9 protein-coding genes, 1 tRNA gene and 2 pseudogenes are annotated in these 16,668 nt (G+C 61.7%); 6 read left to right on the top strand and 6 right to left on the bottom strand.

Annotated features, from left to right (window positions below):
- Positions 1 to 118 precede the first annotated feature (118 nt).
- Together ARC39_RS12195 and ARC39_RS12190 are read left to right on the top strand one after the other, a co-directional pair.
- A tRNA-Leu gene (locus ARC39_RS12195) sits at positions 119 to 204 on the top strand.
- A 471-nt stretch (positions 205 to 675) separates the two neighbouring features.
- Positions 676 to 2,457 (top strand): SLC13 family permease, encoded by a 1,782-nt coding sequence (locus tag ARC39_RS12190; RefSeq protein WP_068114806.1) that lies wholly within the window; start codon positions 676 to 678, stop codon positions 2,455 to 2,457.
- 292 nt (positions 2,458 to 2,749) lie between these two features.
- On the opposite strand, the gene ARC39_RS12185 is transcribed toward ARC39_RS12190, so the two are convergent.
- The gene (locus ARC39_RS12185) at positions 2,750 to 3,091 is read right to left on the bottom strand and encodes a hypothetical protein (RefSeq protein WP_149866405.1); all 342 of its coding nucleotides are present in this window, start codon (positions 3,089 to 3,091) and stop codon (positions 2,750 to 2,752) included.
- Between the two features lie 760 nt (positions 3,092 to 3,851).
- Positions 3,852 to 5,063, bottom strand: a complete 1,212-nt coding sequence (locus tag ARC39_RS12180) for a lytic murein transglycosylase (protein WP_068115178.1) — start codon at positions 5,061 to 5,063, stop codon at positions 3,852 to 3,854.
- A gap of 1,145 nt (positions 5,064 to 6,208) precedes the next feature.
- Here ARC39_RS12180 and ARC39_RS12170 point away from each other — a divergent pair.
- Positions 6,209 to 6,973 (top strand): SdiA-regulated/phytase-like domain-containing protein, encoded by a 765-nt coding sequence (locus ARC39_RS12170; protein WP_068114802.1) that lies wholly within the window; start codon positions 6,209 to 6,211, stop codon positions 6,971 to 6,973.
- Positions 6,974 to 7,054: 81 nt separating this feature from the next.
- Here ARC39_RS12170 and ARC39_RS12165 read toward each other — a convergent pair whose 3' ends face one another.
- Complete coding sequence (locus ARC39_RS12165) at positions 7,055 to 10,195, bottom strand: efflux RND transporter permease subunit (RefSeq protein WP_068114800.1); 3,141 nt, start codon at positions 10,193 to 10,195, stop codon at positions 7,055 to 7,057.
- 1 nt (position 10,196) lies between these two features.
- Positions 10,197 to 11,363 (bottom strand): efflux RND transporter periplasmic adaptor subunit, encoded by a 1,167-nt coding sequence (locus ARC39_RS12160; protein ID WP_161470961.1) that lies wholly within the window; start codon positions 11,361 to 11,363, stop codon positions 10,197 to 10,199.
- Between the two features lie 97 nt (positions 11,364 to 11,460).
- Between ARC39_RS12160 and ARC39_RS12155 the strand changes: the two genes are divergently transcribed.
- The 3 genes and pseudogenes from ARC39_RS12155 to ARC39_RS26200 all read left to right on the top strand — a co-directional run.
- On the top strand, positions 11,461 to 12,075 hold the full coding sequence (locus tag ARC39_RS12155) for a TetR/AcrR family transcriptional regulator (RefSeq protein ID WP_068115177.1): 615 nt from the start codon (positions 11,461 to 11,463) through the stop codon (positions 12,073 to 12,075).
- Between the two features lie 20 nt (positions 12,076 to 12,095).
- Positions 12,096 to 12,740, top strand: a pseudogene (locus tag ARC39_RS26205) (DUF3604 domain-containing protein); the annotation flags it as partial.
- Positions 12,727 to 12,993: pseudogene (locus tag ARC39_RS26200) on the top strand (DUF3604 domain-containing protein); the annotation flags it as partial. The pseudogenes ARC39_RS26205 and ARC39_RS26200, both read left to right, overlap by 14 nt.
- A 128-nt stretch (positions 12,994 to 13,121) precedes the next feature.
- Here ARC39_RS26200 and ARC39_RS12145 read toward each other — a convergent pair.
- Positions 13,122 to 14,318 carry a winged helix-turn-helix domain-containing protein gene (locus tag ARC39_RS12145; RefSeq protein ID WP_068114797.1) on the bottom strand — a complete coding sequence of 399 codons (1,197 nt, stop codon included), beginning with the start codon at positions 14,316 to 14,318 and terminating at the stop codon, positions 13,122 to 13,124.
- A gap of 180 nt (positions 14,319 to 14,498) precedes the next feature.
- On the bottom strand, positions 14,499 to 15,200 hold the full coding sequence (locus ARC39_RS12140; protein ID WP_068114795.1) for an SDR family NAD(P)-dependent oxidoreductase: 702 nt from the start codon (positions 15,198 to 15,200) through the stop codon (positions 14,499 to 14,501).
- Positions 15,201 to 16,668: the final 1,468 nt, after the last annotated feature.

Below are 16,668 nucleotides of genomic sequence, written 5' to 3'. Positions count from 1 at the left end.
CTCTGGCGACGGCATGTCGGGGCCATTGCCTGCCTGTCGATCGGTCGGACGTGGCGGCGGCGAGTGTATGAATGGGGCTGGCATATCCGTTCCACGACGGGTACACAGGCCACCGGTGGCCCGAGTGGCGGAATGGTAGACGCAGGGGATTCAAAATCCCCCGCCTTCACGGGCGTGAGAGTTCGAGTCTCTCCTCGGGCACCAACTTCAGAGAAGAACTTATTTATCAATGGGGTGCGCGCGTTTGCGCCGGAGGCTACTCCCCCAATCCAACCCGTCTCGCGGGCATACCTACCGCATGCCCATGTGCCTATCTTTCAACGAAGGTCGCAATCGGACTCTGCTCTTCAGAAACGAGCCACCTTGTCGCGATAGACGAATGACTCCGGACCACCATCGCCGGATGTTCCGGATTCCGCACTGCCGCCCGACACTGCTGCATTTTACCGATGGACCAGCACTCGTAGTTGACTAGCGGACTCGGTCATGGCGGGCAAAAGACTGCGGAAACGGTCGCACCCCAAAGGTTGCTCTTACCACGCCTGAGGTCGGCCAGCCGGTGTTTGCAATTTCTCGATATCAGCCGCGTAAGAAACCGACGCAGAAAAGAACACTTGGTCCCGTTCTTCGCAGCCTCCAGTGGACCAGTCGTCCGGAAACAAATAGAAATTACGGATGACAGCCGACCAGACCATCCTCTTCGCCCTGTTCGGCGCGGTCTTCGCGTTACTTTTGTGGGGGCGTATTCGCTACGATCTCGTCGCCTTCTCGGCACTCCTCGCCGCGGTCGTGTTGCAAGTTATTCCCGCAGAAGACGCCTTTGCCGGTTTCGGTCATCCTGCCACGGTCGTCGTGGCTCTTGTTCTGGTTGTTTCCGCGGGCCTGGTCCGGTCTGGCGCGGTGTTCCTCATTACCCGGAACCTTGTCGATACCTCGCGCGGCCTCGCGGGCCACATCGCATTCATGGGAGGGATCGGGGCCGTCCTCTCAGCGTTCATGAACAATGTCGCGGCGTTGGCGCTGCTGATGCCGGTGGACATCCAGACAGCCAGGAAAGCCGGGCGCCCGGCGCGCCTGTCGCTGATGCCTCTGTCGTTCTGCACAATCCTGGGCGGCATGGTGACACTCATTGGCACGCCTCCCAACATCATCATCGCCGGGATTCGCAGGGATCAATTAGGCGAAGGCTTCAGGATGTTCGACTTTGCGCCTGTCGGCGGCGTCATCGCCGTTGCGGGGTTGGGCTTCGTGGCACTGATCGGGTGGCGGTTGGTTCCGAAGGCAAGCGGCGACGGAGCTCTTGCCGAAGCGCGCGAGCGGGTAAAGGACTACGTGGCTGAACTGAAGATTCCGGCCGGCTCAGATTTGGAGGGGAAGAGGCTTTTCGAGGTCTACGAGACCGCGGAGAAGAACGATGTCGCCATTCTCGGGCTGACCCGCGATGGCAACCGTCGCTACGGATTGCAGCGGAACACATTGATGAAGCAGGGCGACGCGATTGTCCTCGAGGCGCGTCCAGAAGCTCTCGACGAATTTCGCGCGGCGCTTTCGCTGGAGTTTACTGACGACGACGAACGGCAACGCCTTGGGATCGCGGGCGAGGGCCTGACCATCGTCGAGGCTGTCGTCCCCGAGAGCGCCCGCATCGTCGGAAAGACGGCCCGCAGTCTCGGACTTGCCTTGCGGCAACGGACGGTCCTGCTTGGAATTTCGCGGGAGGGGCGCCGGATCACCAAGGAGGTGCGCCGGACGGTCGTCCGCCCGGGTGACATCCTGCTTCTCCTGACCCCTGATGGCGACGAAGAAGCCGTGTCAGACTGGATTGGCGTTCTACCGCTCGCCGACCGGGGACTCCTTGTCACGGATTTCACCAAGATCTGGCTCGCCATCGGTATTTTCGGCATGGCGGTCGCGCTGGCGGCGCTTGGGTTGCTCTACCTCCCGGTGGCTCTGGGCATTGTCGTCGTCGCCTATGTCCTGACAGGAATCCTGTCGGTTTCGGACCTCTATGACCACATCGAGTGGCCCGTCGTGGTGTTGCTGGGCTCGATGATCCCGCTCGGCGCCGCGCTCGACGGTGCCGGCGGTACGGCACTGATCGCGAATGCCCTTGTCGGCATAGGGCTGGGATGGCCGGCCTGGGCGCTCCTGACCCTGCTCATGATCGTCACCATGACGCTCTCGGACGTGCTCAACAACACCGCAACGGCCGTTGTCGCTGCGCCGGTGGGGATACAGATGGCAAGCAGCCTGGGGGTTAGCGCAGACCCCTTCCTCATGGCCGTCGCGGTTGCTGCCTCTTGCGCCTTCCTGACTCCAATCGGGCACAAGAACAACACGCTGATCCTCGGCCCGGGCGGCTATACTTTCGGCGACTACTGGCGCATGGGACTCCCGCTCGAAATCATCGTCGTCATTGTCGGCGTCCCGATGATCCTGCTCGTATGGCCACTCTAGGCTAATACCGGACGTCCCAGACGGTCTGGTTCGCGGCGCGAGAGTAGTCAGATAAGGCGGCGGATACTGGACAAGACGCGTCCAGAGATCTCCTTCAGCCCCATTCGACGCCCAAACGAGGCATGATCGGGCGTCTTGTCGAGACAAGGCAGGTTCTTCTCCCGAAACCCGGTCGCCATACGGTGGTTGCCCGGGCTGTGGCTCTCTTCAAAAGCGCGAACACCGATACCGCAATCTGCTTCTCAAATCGTGACCGGGCAATCGAAACGACTTGCATCCGCGGATCACTAAATCAGTGCGTCGCTGCTTCTTCGGAATGATCCACGAGGGTTTCGGTATTTTGAGTCGGTGGAGTTACCGGCGGCAGGTCAATTCCTGCGGCAACTTGTGCATAGGATCTTGCCAGGTCGGATGCTTCCTTTGCGTCCGACAGATCCTGAGCCAGGGCAATTGGTTTCCCGCCGTCCAGCGGCATGACAACGGCCCGGATGCGCCGTATGCCAACAAACCATAGCCCGGCCTTCCATGCGCCCTCGGATCCTTCGTAAACAGTGGGACGGATCAAAACTCTCGCCCCTTGCGGCACGGGAAGAACAGACTGTGCCACTGCGGCCAAACTCGTTACAACACTCATCTCACACCCTTCTTCGCTACAATCGGAAACATACATACTCGTTACCTGCACACTCATCATAAATACTAATGAAAAATTAGTCACCCTAATTTTCGATCATTTTAGGGAGATTTTGTGTCGAATTCTCCATGTGATTTCGAACAATTCACGAGCATTACCACCATCGTTTCTCTAAGCCACACACCCAGAAACCGGACACCGGCTCAAGCTACGATTCGCGGTCCTCTGAGCTTTGACGAGACGGCGACCAGACGCGCCGAAACGGTGCGTTACAGAGGCGACCTGACGACCTGACCTCAACTACGTTCGATCCGGATTCGTCCGTCCAATGAGCCTCGGATGAAGTCACCGCTCGCGACCAAGGGTGGGCTGTCGCTGTCAGCATCACGTCATGCACGAAGGAACGCCGTCGCACTGATGCTCGGCAATGCAAGCAACGACGGCTTTCGCGTTTTGCAGCAGCGCGGCTTGTCGCCAAGGCGCCGCGCCGCAGTCAGGGACGGGCGGAAAAATGCACGTGGCCCTCCGTGCAGAACCACGCAAGATCGCCGGCTCGACGCGTGCTGCGGCCTGGTTGAATGATCAACAGTCGTTTCAGTGTCTGGAAACACTATCGGAAAAAATGGCTGATCAGTTCGATATTTGAAACGATGCGAGTGTTTCGGCGATGGGGAGTTCAGCTTGATGGGGCTGTACGTGCCAACCCGCTCGTTTCAATTGCGTGCGGGGCGACTTGCTTCCAATCTTCCAAGATCGTGGATCATTTCGAGAAAGCCGAAACCAGGCTTGCCGTCGGAAAACATGTCGGTTGTCGGCCATTTGCCTCCTGCCAACGTCCAATCGAGCGACGGGTCTTGAAGCCCGGGAGACCGTCGACACCGCCCACGTCATGCCCCGTCGCCTCGAGCGCCTGCTGGATGGTCGCGATTTCTGAACGATAGAGACGTCCCACGTCGTCCCAACCCCGTGCAAAATCTCCAACCCCGAACTGAATGCGATCTCCGACGTGACCCACGAAGAGCGCGTAGAGATCGCTCATGTTGTATTCCTTCAGGACGTAGAAGTTCGGCGTGACGACAAACGCCGGCCCGTGGCGTCCTGCCGGCATCAGGAGGTAGCCTTCTGAACCCCGTTCGTGCTCCGGAAATGGCCGGCCCGACACACGTGCAAAGCCCATTGCCTCCCAGTCCCGGATTGGCCGGCCTTGATCCGGGCCCTCCAGCGCGCAAGAGAGCGTTTCCGGCACTCTCACCTCGAAGCCCCAGTCTCTGCCTGACACCCAGCCGTGCCGCGCGAGGTAGGTTCCAATCGACGCGATGGTATCGGCGTCCGACCGCCAGATATCGGCATGACCGTCGCCGTCACCATCGGCCGCGTAGGACAGAAAACTCGAAGGCATGAACTGAGGTTGACCAAGAGCGCCGGCCCAACTGCTTTTCATCCTCCCGGCGGGGACATGCTGCGCCTCCGCAATCACCAAAGCTGCAATAAGTTCTCCGGTGAAGTAATCCGCTCGGGTGCTCATGAAGCCCTTGGTCCCGAGCACCTCGAAGGCGTTGTGCGGAATGTCCACCCGTCCATACCCGCTTTCGCGCCCCCAGATCGCGAGGATGATCCGCGCAGGTACGCCAGTGCTCCGCTCAACGGCAGCCAGCGTCGTTGCATGGCGCTTCGCCATGGCTCGTCCGACAGAAGTCGCGCCATCAATGCCGCCGCGACTGAAGTATCGGCCCGGCGATCCGAACTCGGCCTGCCGTTGTTGCTTGGGCGTTCTGCGGGGCGCGCCGGGCGGCACGAGATCAGGCAGTTCCCAATTCAGGCTCACGCCGGAAAACGCCGCATCGAAGGTCCGGCGGGAGACACCTTCCGCCCGTGCACGCGGCCAGACGGTCGCTTCGAGCCACGCCTGGAACTGGCGCTCGACGGCACTTCGATCTTGTGCCTGCGCGGCGAATGGGAAGACAACGGCCATACATGCGATGGCGATCAACACACCCACCCACCGGGACCATGCCGTATTCTTCCCAACCGTCATCTCTCGCGTGCCCCTCGTCTTGCCACCGGTGTTTCCGACCCCCGAGTTTCGCCAAACCGACCCTAGCCGCCGATGCCACGCCGTCCAAGGCTGCTAGTTGATCAGATCTTCGAATGTGCATTGGCGAGGTGACTGGCTCGCTTGAAATCTACTTTCGAGAAGCCCGCCGCGCCGGTCGAGATCGGGGCCCAGCCAGGTATGTGCTTTCTCTCAACACGGAAGACGTGGATCGCCGGTTTGGGCTGAGTGCTCGGTTTCGATTTTCCCGACACGAGATCGCGACAATCCTGAAAGCCTTGCGGCGGCTAGATACCCGAACGCGGAAGAGCGGTGAGATCGTTGCGACACCGGGCGAGATCCTGAAGAGGGAGAAGGACCGCGATTTCCAGCGGGACGACGCTACGGACGACACAAGAGCGAAGACGGCTGTGGCTTGGCTTGAAGAGTCAAAGCTCCTGCGGCGTGAGGAGAACCGGGTTCAGTGTTTCCCGCAGCACGTCTTGTGCGCGACATGGAGGGCCGACGCGGCAATCTCCATTTTCGCAAGGCATAACTTGGCAGTCTCGTGGTTGGCGACCCGATTTCTTTGGTTCGCGACCTAGATCACGGGCGTATGCAGGATACGAACGGTCGCAGGTCGCAGGTCGCAGGTCGCAGGTCGGAGCGGATGGCGAGGAGGGTCGCCCCCCACCGAACACCCGATTAATGGGTGGTACGATCGCGGCGATGCTTCGCTAGCGCAATCGAGATGGGGACGAGGGCTGTCACCACGTTCTGAGGCGCGAAGTGTGGGAGGTGGATAAACCTGAAGGGGCCTTTGAGACGGCGTGATGCCGTCGTGAACAACTTTACCGGATTGGTTTTTGGGGCGCACAAGCCCCTCGAGGAACTCCGCAGCCTGTCGTTAAGGGTGACTTGGCTGGTTTGACGGCGACCGAAGGAACGCCAACTCAATCCACAAGGGCTCGCCAGACTGACGAACGCCATTTGATTCCTCATTTGACGCCAAGGACGAACCTCGTACTTCTTTGACGACGCCGCACTTGATGCCACAATCGGCCGGCGACAACCGGAGATGCGCCATGCACCGAGTTTTGCCAATACTGTTGGTCCTGATCGCCTCGCCGGGTTCGGCGTTGGATCTTCGCAAGACGAATAGCTATTTCCTGAATCGACCGGCCAGCATCGACTACGATCCGACTTTCTGCGGCCTCTGGATCGCCAACGAGGGGCCCGAGGCCATACTGGTCACGCTCGAAGGCGACGAGTTGAGGCGCATAGGTTCTGCCCTCAACAGGATCAAGGCCATCTCGATCGAAGGCGATGGGTTGCTCGTGGCCGATGGGGCAGGGATGTTCCAGCGTCTGACCAAGAACGGCGAGCAAGTCGGTGCGCCATTCCAAATCGAAGGCGGGTGGGCCGACACGGAGGGCATTGCCATCGATCGGGATGGCTCCCTGATCACCGTGGAAGACGATCCGGAATACCTGAGCTGGCTCGCGCCTGATGGACGTATCCTGCGCCGTATCGACACGATGACGATGACGCCACCGCTGAGCGAGGCCCAGGGCATCGCCCGCGATCCACGAACCGGGCATTTGCTGATCGTGGATGACCTCGAGGGCACGAATAGCCTTTACGAATTCGACGAAAACGGCGAGCTGCTGGCGACGGCGCCGCTGCACGAATACGGGTTGGACCCGGAAGGGGTCGCAGTTCGTCCGGGGTCGAACCAGCTTTTCATTGCCTTCGACACCGATGCGCAGATAGTGAGCTTCGACTACACGCCCACGTTGCCCGAAGGGTCGGCCCCTTTGCCCCCCGGGGCCGATTGCATGATGTTCTGACCGGCGGCGCTTTTTGCCATCCGTCGACCGCCGGCAGGGACCTTGCGGCTTTGAGCATTGGCCCGTGGCGGAGTCGGCGGACTATTCCGCCGCAACGCGTAACGCCACAGGGGAGGGCAGGGTATGCCCTGTCTCGGCGGCGGAGGTCGGCCGGGAAATCAAGGCAAAAAGCGCCGGTGTGAAGTAGAAGGACACCACGGTCGAGAGCAATACGCCGCCGGCAATCGCGGTTGCGAACGGAGGCCAGAAACCACCGCCTTCGAGGATCAGCGGAAGGAAACCACCGCAAGTAGTCACCGTCGTCGAAATGATGTGCCGCGCCGAGTTCGCGACGACCTCGGCCATCGCGGCGCGGTCCCCCGCGGCCGCACGCCTATCGCCCTGTAACCCGGTCAGGATGATGATCGCGGCGTTGATCGACACGCCGATAGAACCGATCACGCCGATGATCGCGGTGATGCCGAAGGGATGCTGAAGGATCGCGAGCGACAGGATGGACAGCCCGGCGGAAAGTACGCAGACGACCAGAGCCGCAGCCGTGAGGCGGAAGCTGTTGAAGGTCAGCGCAATGGTGGCGATGGTCAGGGTCACGATGAGCCCCACGGAGGCCATGAGGTTGCCGACCGTGTTGGACCGGGCATCGCTGTCGCCGCCAAGTTCGAGGCGGTAGCCGGCGGGCAAGTCGAACCCGGAAGCGTCAAGCGCGGCCAGGGCGCCCTGCAGCGCCTCTTCGGGCAGCAGGCCGGGTACGAGAAACGCCTGCACTGTGTTTGTACGTTCTCCGTTGCGCCGCACAATTGGGCTCTCGGAGGGTTCCAGGCGAAGCGTCGCGAGCTCGGAAAGCGGTACGCCGGGAAACGAGCCCTGAGCGGCAAGATCGGCCGCGTTTGGCGGGAGGATGGGCAGGTCCGAGATACCCAGCGTGTCGCCGCGCAGACGGGCATCGAAACGGACCCTGATCGGTAGGGTCTCTGTGCCTTCGACCATGGACCCACCGGTGGCACCGACCAGCGCGACCTCGAGCTGGCGGGCGATGTCGGTCAGTGAGACGCCGAATTGCCGTGCTTTGATTTCGTCGATCTCGTAGCGCAGGCGCGGCGCACCACCGCTGGAGGTCGTGCGAACCTGCGTCGTGAAGTCGAGCCCTGCAATCACCGCACGGGCGTCGTCGCCGATCTGGCGCAGCACCTCGACATCCTGCCCGACGAAACGAAGTTCGATCGGCGCCGCAACCGGCGGGCCCTGCACGAGGCCGCGCACGATGACCTGCGCTTCGGTGAAATCCGTGTCCAGCCGCTGCTGGAGGATCGGCACAAGGCGTGCGGCGGCCTCTTCGGTTGTCGTGGTCACCATCGCCTGCGCATATCCGGGTTCGCGACTGCGCCCCCCGGTGATGTTGTAGTAAAACGCCGGGCCGGACTTTCCGATCGTCCAGTAGGCCTTACTGATTTCGGGAATGGCAGCAAGCTGCGCGTCGATTTCCCTGGCGACAGCGTGGGTGGCGTCGATTGCGGTGCCTGCCGGCATATCCAATTCGATGTAGAACTGGTTGCGTTCTACGCCGGGAAAGAACTGCGCGGTCAGGGTGGGAAAACTGGCAAAGCCCAGAAGGGGAAGGATCAACGACAAGGCAATGCTCTTGAGCGGGTGAGCCACCGACCAGCGAAGCGAGGCAGCAAAGATCCGACCGAAAACATCACCGGATGGCACCGACTTCCGCTCGGAGCGAGGCGCCGAAAGCAGCCACCCGGCCAGCGCCGGCGTGACGGTCAGGGCAACAAAAAGCGACCACAGCAGCATCAAAACCACCGCAATAGCAATCGCGCCGACGAAGTCACCGGGCGGACCAGGCAGCAGGATCATCGGCGTGAAGGAAAGGGCCGTCGTCACGGTCGAGGCGATGAGAGGGGCGATGAGCCGTTGCACGGCATCGCCGACTGCATTGGCGCGGGGCATCCCGCCCTCCAGCCGCTTGCGGACCTCGTCGGTCATGACGATTGCCGCGTCAACCAGCAGGCCGAGGGCGACGATCAACCCGGTCACGGACATCTGGTGGATCGGCAGGCCGATGATGTTCATGGTCGCAAGCGTCGCCAGGCTCACCACGGGCAGCACGATCGCGACGATGGCGGCGGCGCGCACGCCGAGGGTGAGGAACAGCACGCCCACGACGATGGCGACCCCGATTGCCATGTTCGTGCCGACGTCGGCCAACCTGTCGAGCGTGTAGGTCGACTGGTCAAAGAGCAGTGTCTCCGTGATGCCGACCGGTACGGAATCGGCGCTCGCGGCAAGTTCCTGCCGGACGAACGCCAACCAGCGGTCGATCTGCACGCCGTCCTGCGCCAGCACACCGACCAGAACCGCCGGACGTCCGTCAACGAGCGCCAGCTCTTCTGCCGGCGCACGCGGTCCGCGGCTGATCTCGGCCACGTCGCCCAGTTTTAGGACCGCCCCGTCGGCTCCCTGGCGGAGCGGGATGCCACGGAGGCGGTCAAGGGCCTCGACCTCGCCCGAAATACCAATTGCAAGGTTCGTGTCCCGATCCTGAAGGCGACCGGCCTGGACCTTGCCGTCCGCTCCCGTGATCGCGGCAGACACTTGGTCCACAGTGATGCCGACGGCGGCCAGCGCCATGGCATCCAGAGTGACGTGCACCTCCTCTTCCGGGGCGCCGAACAAATCCACTGCTCGGGTTTGGGGAATGCTGCGCAGCCTTTCTGCGAGCGCTTCGGCGTGGCGCGAGAGTACGGTTGTCGGGGTTGCCTCGGTTTCCGCGATGACGCCGATCACCGCAGAATAGGCGGAGATCCCTTCGGCATCGAATTCGGGCGTCCCGACCCCTGCCGGGAAGGATTGGCTGGCGTCGGCCACGGCGTCGCGCGCCTCCGACCAGACCTGTTGGATGGTGGTGTCGTCAAGCGTCTCCAGCAGTTCGACCGACACCACCGAGATGCCTTGCCCGGAGACCGAGGAGACCGTGTCGACCTCAGCGATCTCCCGCAGTTCGTCCTCGATCCGTGCAGTAACGAGCGCTTCCACCCGGGCGGGATCGGCCCCGGGGAAACTGGTCGTGACGGTCGCGAAGAGGTTGGTGATCGTCGGGTCTTCCTGCCGCCCGAGTGACAGCAGCGATGACAAACCCGCCGAGACAAGGACGAGCAGGATCAGCGCCACGAGGCGCGGCTGGCGGAAGGTCAGTGTGGCGAGAGAGCGGGGCATGTCATTTCTCCCCCATCGAAAGCTGGATGGAATTTGCCTCGATCGGCCTGACAAGCTGTCCGGGCACGACACGCTGCGGCCCTTCGGTCAGGAACCGAAGCCCGGGCGCGATGTCCCCGGACACAAAAGCACGATCCCCCTGAACCTCCTGCACTTCCACGGCAAGATGCCGGGCGCGGTCCTCTGCATCAATGACAAGGACGGTCCAAACGCCCGATGCCCCCTCGCGCAAGGCGCGGACATCGACCCAGGCGCCGCGTTGCGACACCGTGCGGGGAACGCGCACAGATGTCGTGGAGCCGAAGGGGAGGTCGGTCGACTCGACCCGGAAGATTGCGGTGCGGGTTCGGGTCAACGGATCGATGTCCGGCCGGACCGAGTTCAGGCGTGCGGGCAGCATGCGGCCCTCGCTGTGCAGTGTCGCGCGCTGCAGTTCACCGGGTTCCAGCCAGAGCGGCACGCCGACGCGCACATTGGCCACGCCATCCGTCATGAGCCGAACAACCGGCACACCAGCCGCGACCGAGGTTCCGACGTCGATGGTGCGGGCACCTACGGTTCCGCTGTATGGCGACCGCAGCTCGGATTTCTCGATACGGAGCTTCACCGACCGTATGGTCGCATCTGTTTCCGAGATTTGCGCCGCAAGCACATCGCGGTCGAAGCGGGCGCGGTCGAGGGTCTCGATGGACGTAAACCCACGTTCCTGCAACGCCTGCCGCCGCTCCACGGAAAGCGCTGCAAAAGACAGGTTCGCCTCCAGCGCGTCACGCGCTGCGTTCAGACGTGCAAGTTCTGCCTCAAGGAGTGAAATGTCGAGACGGGCAACAGCGTCGCCTTCCCGGACATGATCGCCTTCATCGACGAGGATCTCGATTATGCGACCGCCGAATTCGAAACTCAGGTCGCTTTCCTGAACTGGTTCGATTTTTCCAGCGAAACTGCGGACGGTCTCGTACCCGGTTTCGATCTGAAGGGAGGAAACCGTCACCGGGAGCGCCTCCGCGACGGGTGGCGGTGCGGCGGCTTCGGCGCGATGGGCTATCGTGTCGGCACCCTGAACGATTGCGACTCCGGCGACGGCAAAGGTCAGCGCGGTGAATGCGATGGACGAAATACCTGTCAGCAATCTGCGGCGGAGAGGCCTTTGACGGGAAATTTTTGACATACCGGACTCCATGGCCGATTCTCAATGTTAGAGCCTCTAACATATGTTAGAGCTTCTAACTTTGACAAGACCCTCATTCAATGGCATGACGCAGGTCATGGAAAACGCGAAAGATCTGCCCCGGAAGGAACGGTACCATCACGGAGACCTCCGCGCGCAACTCGTTGAAGCTACAAGACAACTTGTAGAGGAGGTCGGGCCCGATCACTTTTCGGTGTCGGAGGCCTGCCGCCGCGCTGGCGTCTCGACCGCAGCGCCTTACAGGCATTTCAAGACCAAGGACGACATGCTCGCCGCGGTGCTCGCCGATGGGATGCAGCGCCATTTCAATGCAATGCGCGCCAGCGTCGAAGACTACGAACCCGCGACGCTCGACCGGATTCGCGCCCTTGGGCGGACTTACGTCGGTTTCGCGCAGCGCGAGCCGGGCGTCTTTCGACTCATCTTCGGAAGTAAAGGCGAACTCGACGAGACGAAGTCTGAAATCGTCAGCGAACTGCGGCCCCTCGAAGTGGTGGAGAGGGAGGTCGCTGCCATCCTGAAGCGCGAGGAAATCGACGAGGATGTCGTTCGCCGCGCATTCCTTCTGTGGACGTTCGTGCATGGCCTGTCATTCCTGCTGATCGACAAGAAACAGAACCTCGAGTGCATGGGTGTGGACATTGAAGCGGCGCTGGAAGAGGTCGCCGTTCGGGTAATGCAGGAAAACTGACCCGCTTTTACCTGCCGGTGATGATTTCGGTCACGCTCAAGGGCAGTTTCGGCCCCGACCCGAAGACACCCGAGATGTTGCCGAAGGAGTACGCCCGCTCCGCCTTGAAACGTGGTCTTGCCGACGAAGCAGACCTTGGTAGCAACCCGTTCAAATTCGGCCTGGTCTGCTCCACGGACGCGCATACGGGTCTGTCGACCGCGGTGGAGGACAACTTCTTCGGCAAGGTCGCGCTCGTCGAGCCGACAGGCTATCCGATCCGCTACGAGGAGACGATCACCGGCCGCGCGACGCCGGACGACCCCTCCGACGACCTGATCCATGCCGAAGCGATCGCCTCCGGGATTGCGGCGGTCTGGGCGCGGGAGAACACGCGCGAGGCGCTTTGGGATGCGATGAATCGAAAGGAGGTTTTCGCGACCACGGGCACGCGCCTACGAGTCCGTGTCTTCGCCGGCTGGGAGTCCGAGGAAGCAGACGTGACCCGCTCGGACTTCGCTGCGCACGGCTACGAGGCGGGCGTTCCAATGGGCGCTGATCTGAGCGCCCCGCCCAAGGGCGCCACGCCAAGGCTGCTGATCCGTGCGGTACGCGACCCTGACGGCGCCAATATCGACCGTATCCGAGTGGTGAAGGGCTGGACATCGGCTGATGGGGAACAGGAACGCGTCTTGGATGTGGCTTGGTCGGGCAATCGCCAGCCCGACGCCGACGGCAACTTGCCCCCCGGTGGGCAATGCGGTGGACCCGCAGACGGCCATCTACACGAACGCGATTGGCGCGCCGTATCTCGACGCTTTCTGGGAGGACCCGGAGGTCGACCCCACGCAGCGCGCCTTCTACTACGTCCGCGTGCTCGAGATACCGACGTCGCGCTGGACGACGTATGAGTGTGTCTTTTTCGGTATCGACCCGCCGGACACCGTGGACGCAAGCCAGCAGGAACGCGCCCATACCTCGCAAATCTGGTGCACACCGGGCCAAAAGACCGTTTGGTTTGGCGCAATCCAGTTCGCGGGACGCGCTCTGATTGACAGACATGGGGATCAGGCCCGCAACCACCCATTTGCGAATTCGACGGAATCGACGCCGGCCAGGGTCCTGACCCGTTGGAGTTCGGCGATCAGGCCGGACGTCCGCCCCTTGCCCATCCGCACGCCGTGTTCCGGCCAGAATGCGCTGACGACGAGAGCATTGCCGGCACGCCTGGCGTCAAGCCGCCCTATCATGCGATCGCCCTGCAGAACCGGAAAGACGTAATACCCATATCTGCGCTTGGCTTCCGGGACGAAGATCTCGATCCGGAAATGGAAGCCAAACAGGCGTTCGGCGCGTGCACGGTCCCGCAAAGCCGGATCGAACGGCGACAGAAGCCGTGCGCGGGACGATGGATCCGGAAGCGAGGGTACGCTGTCGAGATGAGCCTCGCTCGTGAAGCTGCGCCGCCGGGAGCCATCTGCCATTTCGATGTCCGCCTCGACGATGCGCCCGGCGGATAATGCCCGCGCGCACCAGTCTCTCGCTTCATCTCGCGTCACGATGTCGAAGAACGCCGCCAGCTCGCCGCTCGTGCCAAAACCAAGCCGCCGAAGCGCCTCCGACATTGCCCAGTCAACGGTTTCGCCAGCGCTAAGTGTCCGGGTGAGTTGATCTGCCGGGATGACGCGCTCGGTCAGGTCGTAGAACTTGCGGAACCCCCGGCGATGGCAGATCGCCAACTGACCGGACCTCCAGAGGAATTCCAGCGCCGTCTTGGACGGATGCCAGTCCCACCACCCCGACGATCCCTTCTTCTCGTCACCGCCGAGATCGTTTGAACATGCCGGACCATGGTCGCCGATGTGCCGAAGCACGGATTCGGTTTCGGCCTCCCAACCGTCGCGCCGCGCCGCCGGCCAGCGCGCCCGCATGTGTGCCTCGTCGCGCGCGAACTTCAGGCGCCACATCGGGTAGAACTCCATCGGGATGACCGCGGCGTCGTGTGTCCAATGTTCGAATGCGGTCCGACGATGCGAGACGAGACGCTCGAGCGCCTCCGGCCGGTAGCGGCCCCGGCGCGACCACAGGATCAGGTCATGGGCGCGGGCGAGCGTATTGACGCTGTCGACCTGGACGAACCCGAGTCCGTGAAGCACGCCGTCCAGATCATCATTGTTCCCGGGGCCCGATCCGGGGCGCACCAGCAGGTGCCGGTCCAGAAACAGGCGGCGGGCAGTTTGATTATCCAAAAGCGGGCGCGTCATCCATTCGCCCCGTCGCCGAGGCCGCGGAGATCGTCCGAAATGCGCTCCGCAGGGCCACGTCGAGGGGGTGAAGACCTACCGCAAACAGAAGGCGTGTCGCCAATAGGCGCCACCAGTGCGCACCGGTCGCCACACTGGTGGTCATGCCGAAATCCGCTTCGCAGGAACTGAGCCAAGTCCCTAGAACCGTTCGACCCAGGGGCGCACGGCAATCTCGTTCGACCAGGCGCTGCGGTCCTGCTCGATCAGGTGGCGATACGTTCGGGCAATCGCCTCCGGCCGGAGCATCGAACCCGGACTGTCCTCCGGTTCGACGCGACCGGGATTGAGAATCCCGCCATCGATGTTGACCCACGCCACGTGGATACCCTTCGGGTGGAGTTCACGGGCCATGCTCTCGGCGAGGCCCCGCTGCGCGAACTTGCCCATGGCAAAAGGCGCGGATTGTGGAAACCCCTTTACCCCGGCGGAAGCCCCGGTGAACAGGATGGTCCCGCGTTTCCCATCGATCGGTTCGGCATCCAACATCCGTCTTGCAGCATGCTTCCCAGCCAGGAAGGCCCCGATTGCCGTGACCTCGATGGCCCTGCGGACATCGTCGAGCGACAATTCTGTGATTGGCCCCCGAACACGCGCTGAAGGATTGTAGATTACCACCCTCGGTGGCTCGGACAATTCGCTGAAGAGCGCCGAAACCGCGCTTTCATCCGTTGCATCCAGCAGAACGGTCCGCGCACCGGTCTCCTCGGCCAAGGACTGCATCTTGTCGCCGCTGCGCGCTGCCAGCGTGAGGTCGTAGTCGACCATCAACTCCCGCGCCAAGGACGCGGACAGCCCGTCACCGACCCCGATGATTACGGCTTGCGATTTGGAAATCGTCATCAGTTGTTGCGATCCTAATCCAACGTTGTTCCCGGAACAGGTGTATACTGGTGGTATCGTGCTGAGCGGGCGTTGTGTAGTCGCAAGAGCATAACCGTACACACACGCGTTCGCGATCCAACCCGTTTAGTCCCGCATGGAGGAGCCGTACCGAAGGGTCAGCGATCAGTGCGTTTCGGCCGGTCATCTGCCAAAAGACGAATCGCCGGTCGTCACTGCCGAGATGGATACGAATTGCGTGCGTATCCGAGCGGACCAACTCCCAAATTTCGGTCGTTTGGTTTTTTGCACGTTGCGTAAGGGGGGTAGGGTATTCGATCTGGCGGCAGAATTCTCTGATCAAGATCGGTTGCCTGACAAGGATTTATGGCGGAGAGACAGCCCGTCGAATCGGTATTTCTGACGGTTTGATGTGGTTCCAATTTAGTCGCCTTATCAATTGGATACGATGATTAGCTGTTCCTGTTGTTTCTTCTTGTTTCCCTGACTCCCGTGAATATGCGGGGTCGGACGCGCGACATCGGGCTGGGTGGCGCGCGGCCTAAGCCAATGTCGGGCGGGAGACGTTCGGCGCGTGTCCTACCCGCGAGGATGACGGGCAGACCAGGAAGACCAGGAAGACCAGGAAGACCAGATTTCCACAAAGCCCGGTGAACTAGGCAAGTCATTAAGAGTAAAAGATATATGCAAAGTTTGTAGGATAATGGCATTGACCCTGCCTGTTCTCGGCGAGATCCATGGGAAACTGGCCTACTCGTCTTCCATCCGTTCCATCGGGGAAACTCTCGAGCATTGAATGCCGCCCCGCAAATGGGAGGGGGCGGGTCAATAGTCTACGGGTCTGATCTCACGAACCCGTCTATACCCTCATCCGAAGTTTTTTTCCCGCAATGGAGAGTATTCGTGCCAATAGGAGGTCGCGCGCCGGGGCCAATGGTTCTCGGCAATGGGGGTGTGGGATTGTAAAAACAAGTGCTTAATATCAGATACCTAAAGGTCTTCGCTTTAGCGGCAACACCTCCTTCTAGCAAAAAATCAACCAAACGGACGCGTGTGACGGATCAATTCTCCCGAACGTGGGATCGAATGTGGGGCGATCAAGAAGCCGATCAGTGACCTGCCACCTCAGAGATCGTCTCAGGCAGACGTGTCGGCGCCCTCGTCTCCAGGCGGGGTTTAGCTGTGATACTCGAAACGCTGTCCCATATTGGCGGGCAGGGGGATTGCAGTGCCAGGACCCCAGTGGGTGAGGCCTCTCCGGTGGCAATAGGCATCCAAGTTTGCTTCCAGACAAGAAAACTTCGGGGAGCCCGAATTGGAGTGATGCCAGTGTATCGACCCGCGGTGACTCTTACGGGTGGCGCTATCGAGTACAACGGCCCGATCGGCCGGCCTGCCGAAATACCAGAGCTTCGCTGCGAGCGAGATACGTTGATCTTCGCGAGCGCGGCAATCCCAAGATGAGCGG

It is taken from the genome of Tropicimonas marinistellae, from assembly GCF_001509585.1.
Lineage (GTDB): Bacteria > Pseudomonadota > Alphaproteobacteria > Rhodobacterales > Rhodobacteraceae > Tropicimonas > Tropicimonas marinistellae.
The sequence above is the reverse complement of the archived record's forward strand: the minus strand, read 5'-3'. Positions and strand labels throughout refer to the sequence as shown.